Annotated in this window: 15 protein-coding genes and 1 riboswitch; of the genes, 7 read left to right on the top strand and 8 right to left on the bottom strand. The window is 68.0% G+C overall.

Annotated features, from left to right (window positions below; all coding sequences use genetic code 11):
- Nucleotides 1–16: 16 nt before the first annotated feature.
- The 5 genes from AC07PA_RS11250 to AC07PA_RS11230 all read right to left on the bottom strand — a co-directional run bounded on the left by AC07PA_RS11250 (nt 17) and on the right by AC07PA_RS11230 (nt 5,365).
- A complete protein-coding gene (locus tag AC07PA_RS11250) occupies nt 17–628 on the bottom strand; it encodes a hypothetical protein (RefSeq protein ID WP_494605381.1) in 612 nt (203 codons plus the stop codon).
- 53 nt (nt 629–681) lie between these two features.
- Entirely contained in the window at nt 682–1,533 is an 852-nt protein-coding gene (gene metF, locus AC07PA_RS11245; RefSeq protein ID WP_494605379.1) for a methylenetetrahydrofolate reductase [NAD(P)H], read from the bottom strand.
- Entirely contained in the window at nt 1,530–2,531 is a 1,002-nt protein-coding gene (locus AC07PA_RS11240) for a TlyA family RNA methyltransferase (protein WP_494605377.1), read from the bottom strand. Before AC07PA_RS11240 ends, metF begins: the two co-directional genes overlap by 4 nt.
- A 112-nt stretch (nt 2,532–2,643) precedes the next feature.
- Entirely contained in the window at nt 2,644–4,080 is a 1,437-nt protein-coding gene (gene ahcY / locus AC07PA_RS11235) for an adenosylhomocysteinase (RefSeq protein WP_007859340.1), read from the bottom strand.
- A 78-nt stretch (nt 4,081–4,158) separates the two neighbouring features.
- Nucleotides 4,159–4,236: riboswitch (S-adenosyl-L-homocysteine riboswitch) on the bottom strand.
- A gap of 37 nt (nt 4,237–4,273) precedes the next feature.
- Complete coding sequence (locus AC07PA_RS11230; RefSeq protein ID WP_494605375.1) at nt 4,274–5,365, bottom strand: DUF2855 family protein; 1,092 nt, start codon at nt 5,363–5,365, stop codon at nt 4,274–4,276.
- Nucleotides 5,366–5,443: 78 nt separating this feature from the next.
- Between AC07PA_RS11230 and AC07PA_RS11225 the strand changes: the two genes are divergently transcribed.
- From AC07PA_RS11225 to AC07PA_RS11200, 6 genes are all read left to right on the top strand, one after another.
- On the top strand, nt 5,444–6,082 hold the full coding sequence (locus AC07PA_RS11225; protein ID WP_494605373.1) for a TetR/AcrR family transcriptional regulator: 639 nt from the start codon (nt 5,444–5,446) through the stop codon (nt 6,080–6,082).
- Nucleotides 6,083–6,155: 73 nt separating this feature from the next.
- Nucleotides 6,156–6,932 (top strand): SDR family oxidoreductase, encoded by a 777-nt coding sequence (locus tag AC07PA_RS11220; protein WP_494605372.1) that lies wholly within the window; start codon nt 6,156–6,158, stop codon nt 6,930–6,932.
- A gap of 297 nt (nt 6,933–7,229) precedes the next feature.
- Nucleotides 7,230–8,858, top strand: a complete 1,629-nt coding sequence (locus tag AC07PA_RS11215; protein ID WP_007859347.1) for a peptide chain release factor 3 — start codon at nt 7,230–7,232, stop codon at nt 8,856–8,858.
- A gap of 97 nt (nt 8,859–8,955) precedes the next feature.
- Nucleotides 8,956–10,338, top strand: a complete 1,383-nt coding sequence (locus AC07PA_RS11210; RefSeq protein ID WP_494605370.1) for a hypothetical protein — start codon at nt 8,956–8,958, stop codon at nt 10,336–10,338.
- Nucleotides 10,339–10,375: 37 nt separating this feature from the next.
- The gene (locus AC07PA_RS11205; protein WP_494605368.1) at nt 10,376–11,176 is read left to right on the top strand and encodes an HAD-IIB family hydrolase; all 801 of its coding nucleotides are present in this window, start codon (nt 10,376–10,378) and stop codon (nt 11,174–11,176) included.
- 20 nt (nt 11,177–11,196) lie between these two features.
- Nucleotides 11,197–11,679 (top strand): Lcl C-terminal domain-containing protein, encoded by a 483-nt coding sequence (locus AC07PA_RS11200; protein WP_494605366.1) that lies wholly within the window; start codon nt 11,197–11,199, stop codon nt 11,677–11,679.
- A 102-nt stretch (nt 11,680–11,781) separates the two neighbouring features.
- On the opposite strand, the gene AC07PA_RS11195 is transcribed toward AC07PA_RS11200, so the two are convergent.
- Both AC07PA_RS11195 and AC07PA_RS11190 read right to left on the bottom strand, forming a co-directional pair.
- Complete coding sequence (locus AC07PA_RS11195) at nt 11,782–12,750, bottom strand: tripartite tricarboxylate transporter substrate binding protein (protein WP_494605364.1); 969 nt, start codon at nt 12,748–12,750, stop codon at nt 11,782–11,784.
- Nucleotides 12,751–12,867: 117 nt separating this feature from the next.
- Nucleotides 12,868–13,299 (bottom strand): Lrp/AsnC family transcriptional regulator, encoded by a 432-nt coding sequence (locus AC07PA_RS11190; RefSeq protein ID WP_007859354.1) that lies wholly within the window; start codon nt 13,297–13,299, stop codon nt 12,868–12,870.
- 124 nt (nt 13,300–13,423) lie between these two features.
- On the opposite strand from AC07PA_RS11190, the gene ctlX reads away from it, so the two are divergent.
- Nucleotides 13,424–14,353, top strand: coding sequence for a citrulline utilization hydrolase CtlX (ctlX, locus tag AC07PA_RS11185; RefSeq protein WP_494605361.1), 930 nt, complete (start codon nt 13,424–13,426; stop codon nt 14,351–14,353).
- 24 nt (nt 14,354–14,377) lie between these two features.
- Here the strand turns inward: ctlX and AC07PA_RS11180 are convergent, their stop codons facing one another.
- Complete coding sequence (locus AC07PA_RS11180) at nt 14,378–14,725, bottom strand: hypothetical protein (RefSeq protein WP_494605359.1); 348 nt, start codon at nt 14,723–14,725, stop codon at nt 14,378–14,380.
- Nucleotides 14,726–14,813: the final 88 nt, after the last annotated feature.

Below are 14,813 nucleotides of genomic sequence, written 5' to 3'. Positions count from 1 at the left end.
AATTGCTCGCGAAAGATCAGCGCTTGCAGCGCGCAAGAAACGCCTCTTCAAAGCGCTTGAGGTCGGCCCGCTCCCCTTCGGTGAGGTCGGTACGGGCTTTCTTGTTGTTCAGGATACGCTGCGACTCAGCGCACTGCTGGGCCTGGCGGGCATCCATCTCACGGGCCGACTGGGCCGCCATCTGGGCAGATTTTTCCTCATCGCGGCGCTGCCTGTCCCCGTCGCGCCGCTCCTGGTAGAAGCGATCGGACGCATCACGCTCTTCCTGTGCACAGTCGCGGCGGTATTCATTGCGCATGCCCTGCACCACATCCGGTGCGATCTTGCGCGAGTAGGCATTGCGGATGTTTTCGTCCAGCGAGCGGCAGCGCCCGCTCATGTAGCTGTAGTGGTCCGGCACATCGGGCGCCGTGCGCACCACGGTGGAGCGGGAGGGTTGGCTGTAGGAATAGGTTGGCTGGGCAGGGCCCGCTTCCACAGTTCGCGTGGTGCTTCCACTCGGGCACGGACGCGACAGGGAATAGTCATTCCCATTGGCATCGCGGCAGTGGTAGCGCGTCTGCGCCCCCACGCTCGATGCACCCAAGGCCCCCAGCAGGGCCAGCATCACGGCAAATACAACCTTCATGGCGCACCAGAAAAAATGAAACAAAGGGTGTGAATATTACCGTTGGACGCCGCTCACAACACCAGGCGGCGGCAAATTTCGAGGGTGGCGGCGCTTTGGTTCATGGTGTAGAAGTGCAATGCAGGCACGCCTGCACTGCGCAGCCGGTCGCACAGATCCGTCACCACGTCGAGGCCGAAGGCTTTGATGCTCGCCATATCGTCCCCGAAAGCCTGCAGGCGCAGGCGGATCCAGCGCGGGATTTCGGCGCCGCAGGCATCCGAGAAGCGCAAGAGCTGGGTAGAGCTGGTGATCGGCATGATGCCCGGCACCACAGGGATGCTGGCGCCCAGGGCCTGCACGTCGTCCACGAAGCGGAAATAGGCATCCGCGTTGTAGAAGTACTGGGTGATGGCCGCGTCGGCGCCTGCCTGCACCTTGGCCAGGTAGGCCTTGAGGTCGGCTTCGGGTGAGCGGGCCTGGGGATGCACCTCGGGGTAGGCGGCCACTTCGATATGGAAGTCGCGCCCGGTCTCGGCCCGGATGAAGGCCACCAGGTCGCTGGCGTACTGGAACTCGCCGCCCGCGCCATAGCCGCTGGGCAGGTCACCACGCAAGGCCACCAGGCGCTTGACGCCCATGGCCTTGAGCTGGTCCAGCTGCTCGCGCACCGATGCGCGTGTGGCGCCGATGCAAGAGAAGTGCGAGGCCGCTGGCACGCTCTCGGCCAGGATCTCGCGCACGGTGCCGAAAGTGCCCTCCTGCGTGGAGCCGCCGGCACCGTAGGTGACGGAGCAGAACTCTGGGCTCAGCACATACAGCTGCTGGCGCTCGGCGCGCAGCTTGTCGGCGCCCGCAGGTGTCTTGGGCGGAAAGAATTCGAGGCTCACCGGAAAGCCAGTGGCCTGTGCCTTGGCTGCGTTCATGCGGCCCTCCTCGCAAAAACAAAGAATTCACGGTTGCCGTCGCCACCGCCGATGGGGCTTTCCAGCCAGGCCTGTACCGCGAGGCCCAGGCCGGCGCAGCAGTCGCGGATGCGCTGCTCGACCACCGCATACAGGGATTCGTCGCGCACGATGCCGCCCTTGCCGACCTGGCCGGGTTGCAGCTCGAACTGCGGCTTGACCAGCATCAGCAACTGCCCACCCGGCGCCAACAGTGGCACCAGCGCGGGCAGCACGAGGGTGAGCGAGATGAACGACAGGTCACCGGTGACCAGATCGAAGGTGGGCGTGATGTCCACCTGCTCCCGCCCCGCCCTGCGGCGGCGCACCGTGCGCACGATGCCTTCAGCCCGCGCGCGCGCCTTGGCGACGCGCTCGGCCTTGAAGGCCTCCACGTCCTGTTCCTTGGCATCGTCGCTGTCGTCGTACCCGTCGTCCACTTCACCGCCATTGCGCATCCAGGCATAGGGGGCCACGGGCTGGGTGTCGTTGTCGTCGATATCTGTTTCCACATGCTCGGACAGGGCCTCCTCGCAGGCTTCCTGCAGCGAATCGGCTGTCATGGCGCGGGCATTGAGCCCTTCCACGCCCACCACACGCGGGTCGTTGCGCAGCCGCTCATGCAACTGGCCTTGCCCCACGTCCACGCCGATCACCTGGGCAGCGCCCTGCTGCAGCAGGCAGTCGGTGAAGCCCCCGGTGCTCTGGCCCACGTCCAGGCAGCGCAGCCCCTTAACGGACAGCTTGGTGGCGGCGAGCGCGCCCTCAAGCTTGAGGCCGCCGCGCGAGAGGTACTTCGCCTCGGAGTCATCGAGCAGCCGCAGCTCGGCCACCGACGGAATGTCGTCACCGTTCTTGGCCACCTTCTGCCAGGGTGCGAGCGGCGACAGGCGCCACTCCACCCCGGCCGCGATCAGCCGCTGCGCCTGCGAGCGCGTGGCCGCATGGCCGAATTCCACCAAAAAAACATCTGCACGCATGCGTCACTCTCTCGCCGGGAGGCAATGGATTTCATGGCCCCAAGGGCACCAAGGTGTTCTGCGCCACCGGCGCCCTTCCCCCTGGGAAAGAGCGGCCGGCGGCGACCGCTGATCAGTAGCGGTAGGTGTCGGGCTTGTAAGGGCCTTGCTTGGACACGCCGATGTAGGCGGCCTGTTCGTCGGAGAGTTCGGTCAGCATGGCGCCGACCTTCTTCAGGTGCAGGCGTGCGACCTTTTCGTCGAGGTGCTTGGGCAGCACATAGACCTGGCCGTTCTCGTAGCGGTCCTTGTGCATGAACAGCTCGATCTGGGCGATGGTCTGGTTGGCGAACGAGCTGGACATCACAAAGCTCGGGTGGCCCGTGCCGCAGCCCAGGTTCACCAGGCGGCCCTTGGCCAGCAGGATGATGCGCTTGCCGTCCGGGAAGATCACATGGTCCACCTGGGGCTTGATCTCTTCCCACTCGTACTGTTCGAGCGTGGCGACCTGGATCTCGTTGTCGAAGTGGCCGATGTTGCAGACGATGGCCTGGTCCTTCATGGCCTTCATGTGCTCGTGGGTGATCACGTCCTTGTTGCCGGTGGTGGTCACGAAGATGTCGGCCTTGTCGGCAGCGTACTCCATGGTCACGACCTTGTAGCCTTCCATCGCGGCCTGCAGGGCGTTGATGGGGTCGATCTCGGTCACCCAGACCTGGGCCGACAGCGCGCGCAGGGCCTGGGCACTGCCCTTGCCCACGTCGCCGTAGCCGGCCACGCAGGCCACCTTGCCGGCGATCATCACGTCGGTGGCGCGCTTGATGCCGTCCACCAGCGATTCACGGCAGCCGTACAGGTTGTCGAACTTGCTCTTGGTCACCGAGTCGTTGACGTTGATCGCGCGGAACAGCAGCGTGCCCTTGGCGGACATTTCCTTGAGGCGGTGCACGCCGGTCGTGGTTTCTTCGGTCACGCCGATGATCTGGGCGCTCTTGCGGGTGTACCAGGTCGGGTCCACGGCCAGCTTGGCCTTGATCGATGCGTACAGGCAGGTTTCTTCTTCGCTGGTGGGATTGTCCAGCAGCGAGGCGTCCTTCTCGGCGCGCTGGCCCAGGTGCATCAGCAGCGTGGCATCGCCACCGTCGTCCAGGATCAGGTTGGGGCCTTCACCTTCGCTGCCGGCAGGGCCGAAGTCGAAGATGCGGTGGGTGTAGTCCCAGTACTCGGCCAGGGTTTCACCCTTGATGGCGAACACCGGCGTGCCGGTGGCGGCGATGGCCGCGGCGGCATGGTCCTGCGTGGAGAAGATGTTGCACGAAGCCCAGCGCACGTCGGCACCCAGGGCCTGCAGCGTTTCGATCAGCACGGCGGTCTGGATGGTCATGTGCAGGCTGCCGGTGATGCGGGCGCCCTTCAAGGCCTTCTGGGCGGCGAATTCCTCGCGGATGGCCATCAGGCCGGGCATCTCCGTTTCGGCGATGCGGATTTCCTTGCGGCCCCAGGCGGCCAGGCCGATGTCGGCAATGATGCAGTCGGTGTTGACGACCGGGGCGTTGACGCGTGCGTTCATGGTGGTGTGCTCCAAAGCATGTTTGAAAGACCACGTTCAGCGCGGGGATGAGACGGAAGGCTCACTCACCACACGAGAAGTGGATGAGCGTCGTTGCTAGATGACTCCGAGCCTCACGCCCCGCCAGTGCTGGGGACGCTGCAACGCTCCTCGGATGCGCGCATTATAAGTAAAAGCACGCGGCATGCCACGTCTACAGCGTGACGACATGTCCCAGCTGCGGATCGATGCGTCCGGCATGCAGGTCCTCCACCAGCGCCTGCGCAGCGGCAAAGCCCGCGTGCTCCTGCACCCGCATCCAGGGCTGGCGGGCGTCGCTGATGCGCTCGATGAAGGCGCGCTGCGCGGCGTTGAATTTCTGGTTCACCACCTCCGGCCCCCAGTCGGCATTGCGCTTTCGGATCTGCACCGGCGCGAAGTAGAACGCCGGGGCCGGCCCGGGCAAGGCGGTATCGCGCAGGAACTGCGTGTTCTGCGCCGAACCCGCATAGCAGTCGTAGACCAGGGCAGCGCCCAGGTGGTGGTGTACCCGCGCGCGCAGGCCCTCGTCGCCCGAAAAGTCCACGTACAGCGTGGGCACGCTCGTCTCCAGCGCCTCCAGCTCGCCATAGGCCACCGTGCGCTCGTAGCAGCCCAGGCCTTGCACGAAGGCGCTGTTGCGTGGCGAGGTGAGCGCCACCCGCTCGATGCCCTCCTGCCCCTGCAGGCAGAACGCGGTGCCGAAGGCCGTCTTGCTCGATGCGCTGGAGAACACCAGGCGCTTCGCACCGAAAAATGCGTTGTCCGAGAGGAAGTCCGCCAGCATGAACGAGGTGATGAACAGCGGGCGCACCAGCATCTGCCAGTTCTCGTCGGCTACGCGGTAGGCCGGGTCGGCGCTGGTGCGCGTGTACTGGTTGTAGGCCGAGGTGAGGCCCTGGCGGTGCTCCGCGCCGTCGTAGAAGCCCCGCGCCGTCACGCGCACAGGCTGCATGCGCAAGTGGCTGGCAATCGGCCAGTAGCCGTAGAAGCGCTCGCCCACGGCCACGCCCTCGACATCGGAGGCCACGACCTCGGCAAAGCCCCAGACCGGCATGTGGCCCCAGCCCGCTTCGCCGGTGGGGAAAAAATCCCAGTACTTCATGGCATCGCCGAAGGCCGCGTAGGTGATGTTGTTGGTGGTCACGGCCACGCGGTCCACGCGCAGCAGGGCCTCGCCGGGCTGCAGCGGTGCCAGGGGCGACTGCACAGTGCGTGTGTGATTCAATGCGTTCTTGTCGGTCAACAGGCGGGTCTGCATGGTCATGGTGTGTCTCCGGTACGGGTGTGAAAAGGCGCTCTGGTCACTGTATGGCGCCGGGCCCTGCCGCGGGTTCGGAAACCGATGAAGGCCCCGCCCGCCACCCCCTCCGCAGCCGCCAGGCCTTTGAAACGGCCGCGCCAGGCGCGGGCCCGCTTTACCGTGCAGGCCATCTACGACGCCTTTGTTCGGATTTGGCAGCGCGACGGCTGGGACAAGCTCACCACGCGCAACGTGGCGCTGGAGACCGGTATCGCCGTGGGCACGCTCTACGACTACTTCCCCAACAAGACGGCCCTGCTCTCAGGCTACGTGCGCCACTGCATCGAAACCCTGCTCGCGGCCATCGAGCGCGAGGCCGTGCAGCCCGCCGGCCTGCCCTGGGAGGAGCGCATCCACCAGCTGGTGCGCCTGGTCTGCGGCGTGGATGCGCCCGAGCTGCCGACCTTTTACCCCGGGATGCTGGCGCTGGAAGCGCAGATGGCCGAGCCCCGCGACCACCGCCGCGCGCATGAGGAACTCGTCACCGCGTGGGGCCGGGTGCTGGCGGCCTGCACCGATCTGCCCCGGACGACGGCCCCGGACCTGGCTCGCAAGCTGCACCTGTCCGCCTGGGGCGGGAGGCGCTACGTTCTGCTCCTGCAGCTGGGGCCCGAGGAGATGCGGCAGTGGGCCCATGGCGTGGAACAGCTTTGCTGCGCCGCCATCCGCCAGGCGGACTGAGCTTGTCACCTGCGCGGCTGCTGCGCCCGGCAAGCCGCCCGACACTGGCGCCCTCACACAAGAGGAGCATTCCATGGACCCGAAGGACAAGGTCATCATCGTCACCGGCGGCGCCAGCGGCATCGGCCGTAGCATCGCGCGGCGTTTTGCACAGGAGGGCGCGTGCGCCGTGGTCGTCGCCGACCTGCACCTGGAACCAGCCCAGGCCGTGGCCGACGAGATCGGTGGCCTGGCGGTGCGCTGCGACGTTGCGCGCGAGGCCGACATCAAGGCCCTGGTGGCCACCACGCGCGCGCGCTACGGCCGGGTCGATGCCTACATCTCCAACGCCGGCATCCTGGGCCGCCCAGGTGGCATCGAGCTCGAAGACCCGCTGTGGGACGCGATGTGGAACATCCACGGCATGGCCCATGTCTGGGCCGCCCGCGCCGTGGTGCCCGAGATGGTGGAGCGCGGCGAGGGTTTCTTCCTGGTCACGGCCTCGGCGGCGGGGCTGCTGACCATCGTCGAGTCCGCGCCCTACGCCGTCACCAAGCATGCGGCCGTGGCCTTTGCCGAGTGGCTGCGCATCGCCTACGGCCGCAAGGGCGTGGGTGTCGCCTGCCTGTGCCCGCAGTCGGTGCAGACCGCCATGGTCACGGGCGATGGGGGTTCGGCCTCGCACGACGGCATCCTGCCGCCCGAGCAGGTGGCGGGCGACGTGCTGGCCGCCATGCAGGACGGCCGCTTCCTGGTGCTACCCCACCCCGAGGTGGCGCAGTACTTCCGCAACAAGGGCCAGGACTACGAGCGCTGGCTGGGCGGCATGCAGAAGATGTACGCGCGCCACGCCCAGGCACAGGAGGCCTGAAACACCCCCTGAGTCGCTTCGCGCCTTCCCCCTCTCTCGACTCGCTGCGCAAGTCGGGAGGGGGACGCTCCCGGTGCGGCGGGAAGGCCCTTGCACGGGAGCACTGGATTGGGCCGCGCCAGTTTCATCCGTCGCGGGTTGCGCGAAGCGCGGTGGAGCAACTCGGATACGGCCGCCGAGGGGCCTGGGCGCGAGCCCGGTAAAATCAGCGGTTTCGGGCGCGTGAGCGCCTGCCGCGCCGACTGCCGTAGGCCCCTGCCGCAGCGAGCTGCCCACCCCCCTCTCTTGGAATCCCCTGTGTCCTACGCCCCCGAAACCCGGCGCCGCCGCACCTTTGCCATCATTTCCCACCCCGACGCGGGCAAGACCACGCTGACCGAAAAGCTGCTGCTGTTCTCGGGTGCGATCCAGATCGCCGGTGCCGTCAAGGGCCGCAAGGCCAGCCGCCATGCCACCTCGGACTGGATGGAAATCGAAAAGCAGCGCGGCATCTCGGTGGCCTCCTCGGTCATGCAGATGCTGTACCGCGAGCATGTGATCAACCTGCTCGACACGCCCGGCCACAAGGACTTCTCGGAAGACACCTACCGCGTGCTCACCGCCGTCGACTCGGCGCTGATGGTGATCGACGCGGCCAACGGCGTGGAAGCGCAGACGCGCCGCCTGATCGAGGTCTGCCGCCAGCGCGACACGCCCATCATCACCTTCGTGAACAAGATGGACCGCGAAGTGCGCGACCCGCTGGACATCATGGACGAGGTCGAGCGCGAGCTGGGCATGCCCTGCTGCCCCATGACTTGGCCCGTGGGCCAGGGCAAGGCCTTCGGCGGCATCATCAACCTGCGCAACAAGACCATGACGGTGTTCGAGTCCGGCAGCGAGCGCCGCCCGCAGGACTTCGAGGCCATTCCGCTGTCCGACGAAACCACGCTGCGCGCGCGCTTCGGCGCCGAGTTCGACGCCGCGCTCGAAAGCATGGAACTGGCCGTGGGTGCCTCGCCCGAGTGGGACCACGAGGCCTTCCTGGCCGGCAAGCTGACGCCCGTGTTCTTCGGCTCCGGGGTGAACAACTTCGGGGTGATGGAGGTGCTCGATGCGCTGGTGGACATGGCGCCGCCCCCCGGCCCGCGCGTGAGCACGCTGCAGGTCAACAAGCAGCCCGTGGTCAAGACCATCCAGCCCGAGGACGAGGGCTTTGCCGGCGTGGTGTTCAAGGTGCAGGCCAACATGGACGCCAACCACCGCGACCGCATCGCCTTCGTGCGCGTGGCCTCCGGCAAGTACGTGCCGGGCATGAAGCTCAAGGTGCAGCGCAGCGCCAAGGAGCTGCGCCCCACCTCGGTCGTGACTTTCATGTCGCAGCGCCGCGAGGCGGTGGAAGAGGCCTACGCGGGCGACATCATCGGCTTCACCACGCACGGCGGCGTGCAGCTCGGCGACACCATCACCGATGGCGCCAACCTGCAGTTCACCGGCCTGCCGTTCTTCGCACCCGAGATGTTCATGACCGTGGTGCTCAAGAACCCGCTGCGCACCAAGCAGCTGCAGCAGGGCCTGGCCCAGCTGGGCGAGGAAGGCGCCATCCAGGTCTTCAAGCCCGATGCCGGCGGCAACATGCTGCTCGGAGCCGTGGGCCAGCTGCAGTTCGAAGTGGTGCAGCACCGCCTCAAGGCGGAATACGATGCCGACGTGCGCCTGGAGGGCTGCCAGTACACCGGCGCACGCTGGATCACGGCCGACAACGCGGCCGACCTGCGCGCCTTCACCGACGCCTACCCGCTGCGCCTGGCGCACGACGCGGCCGACACGCTGGCCTACCTGTGCACCTCGCCCTACGACGTGCGCCTGGCGCAGGAGCGGTTCCCCAAGATCCACTTCCATCCGCTGCGCGAACACGCCGGGCTGAGCCTGGGCAGCGCGAGCTGAGCCTCTTCCTCCAAGCCATCTCTCAGCCATCGTCCCTCCCATGCGGCACGCCCAGCCCTCGACAGCACGGCCTGCGCTCCGTGGGAGGGCGGCAGGCATGCTGCGGCGTTTCATGCTGGTGCTCGCACTGGGACTGGGCTGCACCCTGGCCGTGGCAGACCCGCCCCGCAGCGGCGCCAGGCAGCCCGCCGCGCCACGCGCGGAAATCCCGCCCGTCCAGGACATCCTGAACATGCCGGTCGGCGACCCGCCCGTGGAATCCATGCACTGGCCCCAGGCGCTGGAGGCATTGGGCCGTCCCCGCGAGGCCGCCGCCCTGCGCCAGGCCCTGCTGCTGCGCTGGCTGGCCAGCCTGCAACCGGCAGGGAACTTCGCCCCGACGACCGAAACCCTGGGCCAGGCCATCGAGTCCGTCGGATCACCCGACAGCACCGCCCGCGCCCGTGACGCCAAGGCCTGGTGGAACGCCCTGCTGGCCCTCCAGCTGCGCATCGCACTGCCCGAGGCCAGCGTGCCCTTGCCTGACGAGATCGGTAGCCTGCAGGAACGCCTGGTGACCCTGCGCCCCGGCGTCTGGGCACTGCGCGACAACGCCAGGGCACCCACCGCCAACCCGACCCCGGGCGTGGCACCAGCGCCCGGCGTCTTCGCCCTGGTGGAACTGCACAACACCGGCAGCAGGGCGCTGGCCCTGGGGCCCTTCGATCTGGAACTGCTGCCGCAGCGTGCTGCGGCCCAAGCGGCCACACCCGCCTGGTCGATGGCCTGCGAGACTCCCCGCTACCAGGCCAAAGCCCCCCTGGCGCCCAACCAGGCCCAGCCCTACCTGTGCCGCGGTCCGGCGCTGCAAGGTGCCGCAGAGGATGCGGGCGCGGTGCTCCTCGCCGCCCAGCAGCAGGGGCGGCTGCGCATCCGGTCCGACGCGCTCGACCGGGAATCCGAGCGCAGTGCGATCGCCACCGCGCTCGCGCAGCCCCGGCAGGACGCGCTGCGCAGCTTCCTGGCCGCCAATGCATCGTGCGAGCAACGCGGAAACTGCGCCGCCCAAGCCCGCGAGGCCCGGGCGCGTGCGGCCAAGGCGGCCTCCGCCAACCAGGCCCGCGAGCGCGAGCGCTGGATCGCCCTGAAATGGTGGGGGGCCATCCTCGCCGGTGCTGCGGTGTATGTCGCCATGGCCCGCTACATCAGCGTGGCAGCCGCCTCGGTCGCCCTGTTCATTGCGCTGGCCATCCCTGCCTACCAAGTCTTCCAATCGGCGCGGACCATGAACACGGCCGACAACTGGGGCGGCTTTGTCGTGATCCCGATGATGGGCCTGGCCATCCTGGTCCCCATCGTGGCGCCGCCCATTGCAGCCTGGATCTACCGCACCGCCGCCAACCGCCAGGACCGCCGCCGGACCCTTCAGACGATCGGCTACGTCGTGGTCACGGTCCTCGCCATCGCCTTGATCAACCGCATCCTGGACCTGCTGTTCTGACCCGGCTACGCCGGTCCCATTTTTTGTCCCCGCCTTCATGCATCCTCTGACCCACTGGCACATCGCAGCCACCCCTCCCCTGCTCGGTGTCTTCACCGACATCGACGACACGCTGACCACCGACGGTGCGATCACGCCCGACGCCCTGCAGGCCCTGGGCGCGCTGCGCGCTGCCGGCCTGCACGTCATCCCCATCACCGGCCGGCCGGTCGGCTGGAGCGAGCCCTTCGCGCTGGGCTGGCCCGTGGATGCCATCGTGGCCGAGAACGGCGCCGTCGCCCTGCGCCGCGTGGACGGCCCTGGGGGCCAGACCCTGGTCAAGACCTACCAGCAGGACGGGCCCACCCGCACGACCAACTACGCACGCATGCAGGAGGTGCTGGCGCAGGTGGAGCGCGAGGTGCCGGGGGCCCTGCGCGCCACCGATTCGCCCGGGCGCGAGACCGACATCGCCATCGACCACAGCGAGTTCACGCAGCTGCCGCAGCAGGCCATCGACGCCGCCGTACAGCGCATGCGCGCGGCCGGAATGAACGCCACGGTGAGCAGCATCCACATCAATGGCTGGTTCGGCGCCCACAACAAGCTCGAAGGGGCGCGCTGGATCGTGCGCGAGCTGTTCGGCCGCGACCTCGATGCCGAGATCGGCCGCTGGGTCTATGTGGGCGACTCGACCAACGACCAGCTCATGTTCCAGCACTTCGCGCACAGCGTGGGCGTGGCCAACATCGCGCGCTTCGTGCCGCAACTGGTGCACCTGCCACGCTATGTGACCGAAGGCGAGCGCGGCGCCGGCTTCAGCCAGGTGGCGCAGCGCATCCTGGCAGCGACCGCCTGACGGCACCGACCTCTGCGCACATGGCCCGGCGCAAGCGCTTCGCCATCGCCTGGCTCGCTCTCGGCCTGTGCGCCCTGGGTGGGTACCTGTGGACGGCCCAGCACACGCCCGGCCGGTTTTCCGTGCGCGCCGGCGGCCAGGAAGTGCATGACCGCAGCACCGGCCTGACCTGGCGCCGCTGCGCCGAGGGCATGCGATGGAGCGGTGTGGGCTGCACGGGCGAGCCCCGCACCTTCACCCAGATCGAGGCGGCCGAACATGCCGCGCAGCAGACTGGCTGGCGGCTGCCAACGGTCGGCGAGTTGCACACGCTGGTGGACGCGGGGCGCCGCAACCCGGCCATCGATACCCAGGCGTTCCCCGACACGCCACCCGACTGGTTCTGGAGCGCGAGCCAGGCCAACAGCCGCATCACCCATGCCTGGCTGGTGCACTTCGGCGAAGGCCGGGCCAACATGGCGCTGCGGCTCAACCACCTGCCGGCGCGCCTGGTCAGGCGCTGAGGACCTGCAGCGCCCGGGTCCATGTGGCGATCACGCGCGATGGGTTGACGGTGCCGAAGCAATCCCGGCACCGGCCCCAGGCCAGGTCGACGGAGCCGGCCTTCAGGACGGCTTGGCCAGGCCCAGCTTTTCCACCAGCGCCTTTTCGCGCGCGAAGGTATCCTGCGCGAACTTCTGGTAGGCCGAGGTGCTCATGTACATGGGCACCATGTCGTAGCGGGCCAGGGCCGTGCGGTAGCTCTCCTGCTCCATGGCCTTCTTGAAGGCATCGTGCAGGCGCTTGACCACGGCGTCGGGCGTGCCCTTGGGTGCGCCGATGCCGAACGGCGAGTTCTGCACCAGGTTGAGGCCCAGTTCCTTGAGCGTGGGTGCATCGGGGAACTTGGCCAGGCGCTCGGCCCCCCAGGTGTTGAGCACGCGCAGCTTGCCGGCCTCGACCTGGGGCGCAAAGCCCGTGGAGTCGGCCGCGGCCATGATCTGCCCGCCCAGGATGGATTGCATCAGGTCGGCGCTGCCCTTGTAGGGCACGTGCAGCAACTCCAGCCCCAGTTGCTGGGCGATGAGCTCCATGGTCAGGTGCGGGCTGGTCATGGTGCCGGTGGATCCGTAGCTGAGCTTGCCGGGATTGGCCTTGGCCCAGGCCACGAAATGCGTCCAGGTCTTGAGCTGCGAATCGGCCGGGACCACCAGACCGAAGGCATAGCCGGTCACGTTGAGCACGTAGCTGATGTCCTTGACCGGGTCCCAGCTGATCTTGGTGGTGTAGGGCAGGCGGAACACGCCCAGCGGAATCTGCGCGATGGTGTAGCCGTCGGCCGCGGAGCCCTGCAGCTGCTGGGCGGGCAGCGTGCCGCCGGCGCCGGGCTTGTTTTCCACGATCACGGGCTGGCCCAGGATCTTGCCGGCGTTGTCGGCCAGGGAGCGCATGGTGATATCGGTGGGCCCACCCGCCGGGAAGGCGATCACCAGCTTGATCGGCTTGGCCGGAAAACTCTGGGCCCGGGCCAGCAGGGTGGCCGGAGCGACCGCGGCGGCGGCACCCCACTGGATGATCTGACGGCGACGCTGCATGGTGGAATCCTTGGAAGACATAGATCCTTGCATTGGACTGCAGTCCCGTCGCCATGGGCATGCAGGAAACTCCCTAGCAAGTGTCACGCAGGCGCCTGCCACGGGTGCTGCATGCGCTCAGGCCTTGTAGGTGGACAGCAGGATGCTGGTCTCCGTGTTGCCGATGCCCGGCGTGAGGCGGATGCGCCCCAGTGCCATGTCGAAGGCCTCCAGGCTCTCGGCCCGGACCTCGGCCACGATGTCCCAGCGGCCGTTGGTGCTGTGCAGGGTGTCCACGGCCGGCTCGCCACGCAGCGCGCGGATGACATCGGGCGCGGCATTGCCCTCCACCGCGATGCTCATCCAGGCGCGTATGCGCTGGGGTTCCGAATCGGGGCGCAGGCGCACGGTGTAACCCGTGATCACACCGCTCTCCTGCATCTTGCGCAGGCGGTTCTGTACCGTGCCGCGGGAGATGCGCAGCTTCTGCGCCAACACGGCCACGGGGGTGCGGGCATCGGTGCGCAGGATGCCGATGATTTGGCGGTCGGTGTCGTCGATAGTGGCCATAGTGATCCATAGCATTGGCAATATGCCAATTTTCAGCGCATTTTGACCAGGATGATGGCTTTTCTGTAGCGCTCCCCATGCCGAGAATTCCAGGGATTGCATCCAAACCTGTCCGTCCCCGTCCATGCCCCAACCCTCTGCCCAAGCCCCTGCCGCCGTCGTGATGGTGCGCCCGCACCGCTTCCACCCCAATCCAGAAACCGCCGCTGACAACGCCTTCCAGTCGCCCGCTGCCCAGGCAGCCGACGCCATCGCCAGCCTTGCCCATGCCGAAGTGACTGCCGCCGCGGCCCGCTTGCAGGCGGCGGGCGTGCGCGTGCACCTGTTCGAGGACCTGGGCGAGCGCGGTACGCCGGACGCGGTGTTTCCCAACAACTGGTTCTCGACCCATGCGGGCGGGCATGTGGCCCTGTACCCGATGTTTGCCGAGAGCCGCCGGCGTGAGCGGCGTGCCGACGTGATCGAGATGCTCAAGGCCGAGTACCGCGTGCAGGACGTGATCGACTACTCGGGCCTGGAGGCCGACGGCATGTTCCTCGAGGGCACTGGCGCGATGGTGCTCGACCACATCGCGCGCGTGGCCTACACCGCGCAGTCCAACCGCGCCGACCCGGTGGCATTGGAGCGCTTTTGCACCCACTTCAACTACGAACCCATGGCCTTTGCCACGACCGACGCACAGGGGATGCCGTGCTACCACACCAACGTGATGCTGTGCGTGGGCACCGACTTCGCGCTCGGCGGCTTCCACCTGGTCAGCGACCCGGTACGCCGCCAAGCCGTGTGCGAGCGCCTGGCCGAATCCGGCCGCACCTTGATCGAACTGAGCGCACAGCAGATCGGCGAGTTCGCGGGCAATGCGCTGGAGCTCACAGGCAAAGAGGGCCGGGTGCTGGCCCTGTCGGCACGCGCAGCAGCCAGTCTCACTGCAGCGCAGAAAGCCGTGATCGAGCGCAGCGCCGCCCTGCTGCCGCTGGCGGTGCCCACCATCGAGCTCGCGGGTGGATCGGTGCGCTGCATGCTGGCAGGCATCCACCTGGCGCGCAGGGGGTGATACCGGGTAGACCGCGGGGCGCCCTCAGCGGGGCGGGGCTTCTGCATCCAGTTGCGCATCGCACCCCACCCCGGCGGCAATTGAGCGCCGGGCCCAGGCGCCGATGGCGCGCACCAGCCAGGGATGGCGGATACCCGTCACCCCGCCCGGGTCGGACACCATGCCGCACAGGTAGCGGCCCTCGCCATCGCTCCAGCGCAATGCCGCGCACGCACCAGTGCGCCGGCGCGACACCAGCACCCCCACCGGGCAAGGCTCGGCCAGGCAGCACAGACCGCAGCCGTTGCAGGGCGCGCCCTCGGCGGGCTTGGGTGGTGCCTCGGGGTGCAGCCACACCACCTGGGGCGATAGCGAAGGGGACGAAGGCGGCATGGGGGATGGCGAGGGGAGAGCCACGCCATTGTGACGGCGATGCAGCAAAAAAGAGACCCCGTCCATCTCCAGGATGGGCGGGGCCAAT

The organism is Acidovorax sp. GW821-FHT09B03 (assembly GCF_059418305.1).
Note: the sequence above shows the minus strand (reverse complement) of the source record. Positions and strands in the feature narration are given on the sequence as shown.

Coding starts and splice junctions, on each gene's coding strand:
- AC07PA_RS11250 (WP_494605381.1), bottom strand. CDS start 628: ATGAAGGTTGTATTTGCCGTGATGCTGGCCCTGCTGGGGGCCTTGGGT.
- metF (WP_494605379.1), bottom strand. CDS start 1,533: ATGAACGCAGCCAAGGCACAGGCCACTGGCTTTCCGGTGAGCCTCGAA.
- AC07PA_RS11240 (WP_494605377.1), bottom strand. CDS start 2,531: ATGCGTGCAGATGTTTTTTTGGTGGAATTCGGCCATGCGGCCACGCGC.
- ahcY (WP_007859340.1), bottom strand. CDS start 4,080: ATGAACGCACGCGTCAACGCCCCGGTCGTCAACACCGACTGCATCATT.
- AC07PA_RS11230 (WP_494605375.1), bottom strand. CDS start 5,365: ATGACCATGCAGACCCGCCTGTTGACCGACAAGAACGCATTGAATCAC.
- AC07PA_RS11225 (WP_494605373.1), top strand. CDS start 5,444: ATGAAGGCCCCGCCCGCCACCCCCTCCGCAGCCGCCAGGCCTTTGAAA.
- AC07PA_RS11220 (WP_494605372.1), top strand. CDS start 6,156: ATGGACCCGAAGGACAAGGTCATCATCGTCACCGGCGGCGCCAGCGGC.
- AC07PA_RS11210 (WP_494605370.1), top strand. CDS start 8,956: ATGCTGCGGCGTTTCATGCTGGTGCTCGCACTGGGACTGGGCTGCACC.
- AC07PA_RS11205 (WP_494605368.1), top strand. CDS start 10,376: ATGCATCCTCTGACCCACTGGCACATCGCAGCCACCCCTCCCCTGCTC.
- AC07PA_RS11200 (WP_494605366.1), top strand. CDS start 11,197: ATGGCCCGGCGCAAGCGCTTCGCCATCGCCTGGCTCGCTCTCGGCCTG.
- AC07PA_RS11195 (WP_494605364.1), bottom strand. CDS start 12,750: ATGCAGCGTCGCCGTCAGATCATCCAGTGGGGTGCCGCCGCCGCGGTC.
- AC07PA_RS11190 (WP_007859354.1), bottom strand. CDS start 13,299: ATGGCCACTATCGACGACACCGACCGCCAAATCATCGGCATCCTGCGC.
- ctlX (WP_494605361.1), top strand. CDS start 13,424: ATGCCCCAACCCTCTGCCCAAGCCCCTGCCGCCGTCGTGATGGTGCGC.
- AC07PA_RS11180 (WP_494605359.1), bottom strand. CDS start 14,725: ATGCCGCCTTCGTCCCCTTCGCTATCGCCCCAGGTGGTGTGGCTGCAC.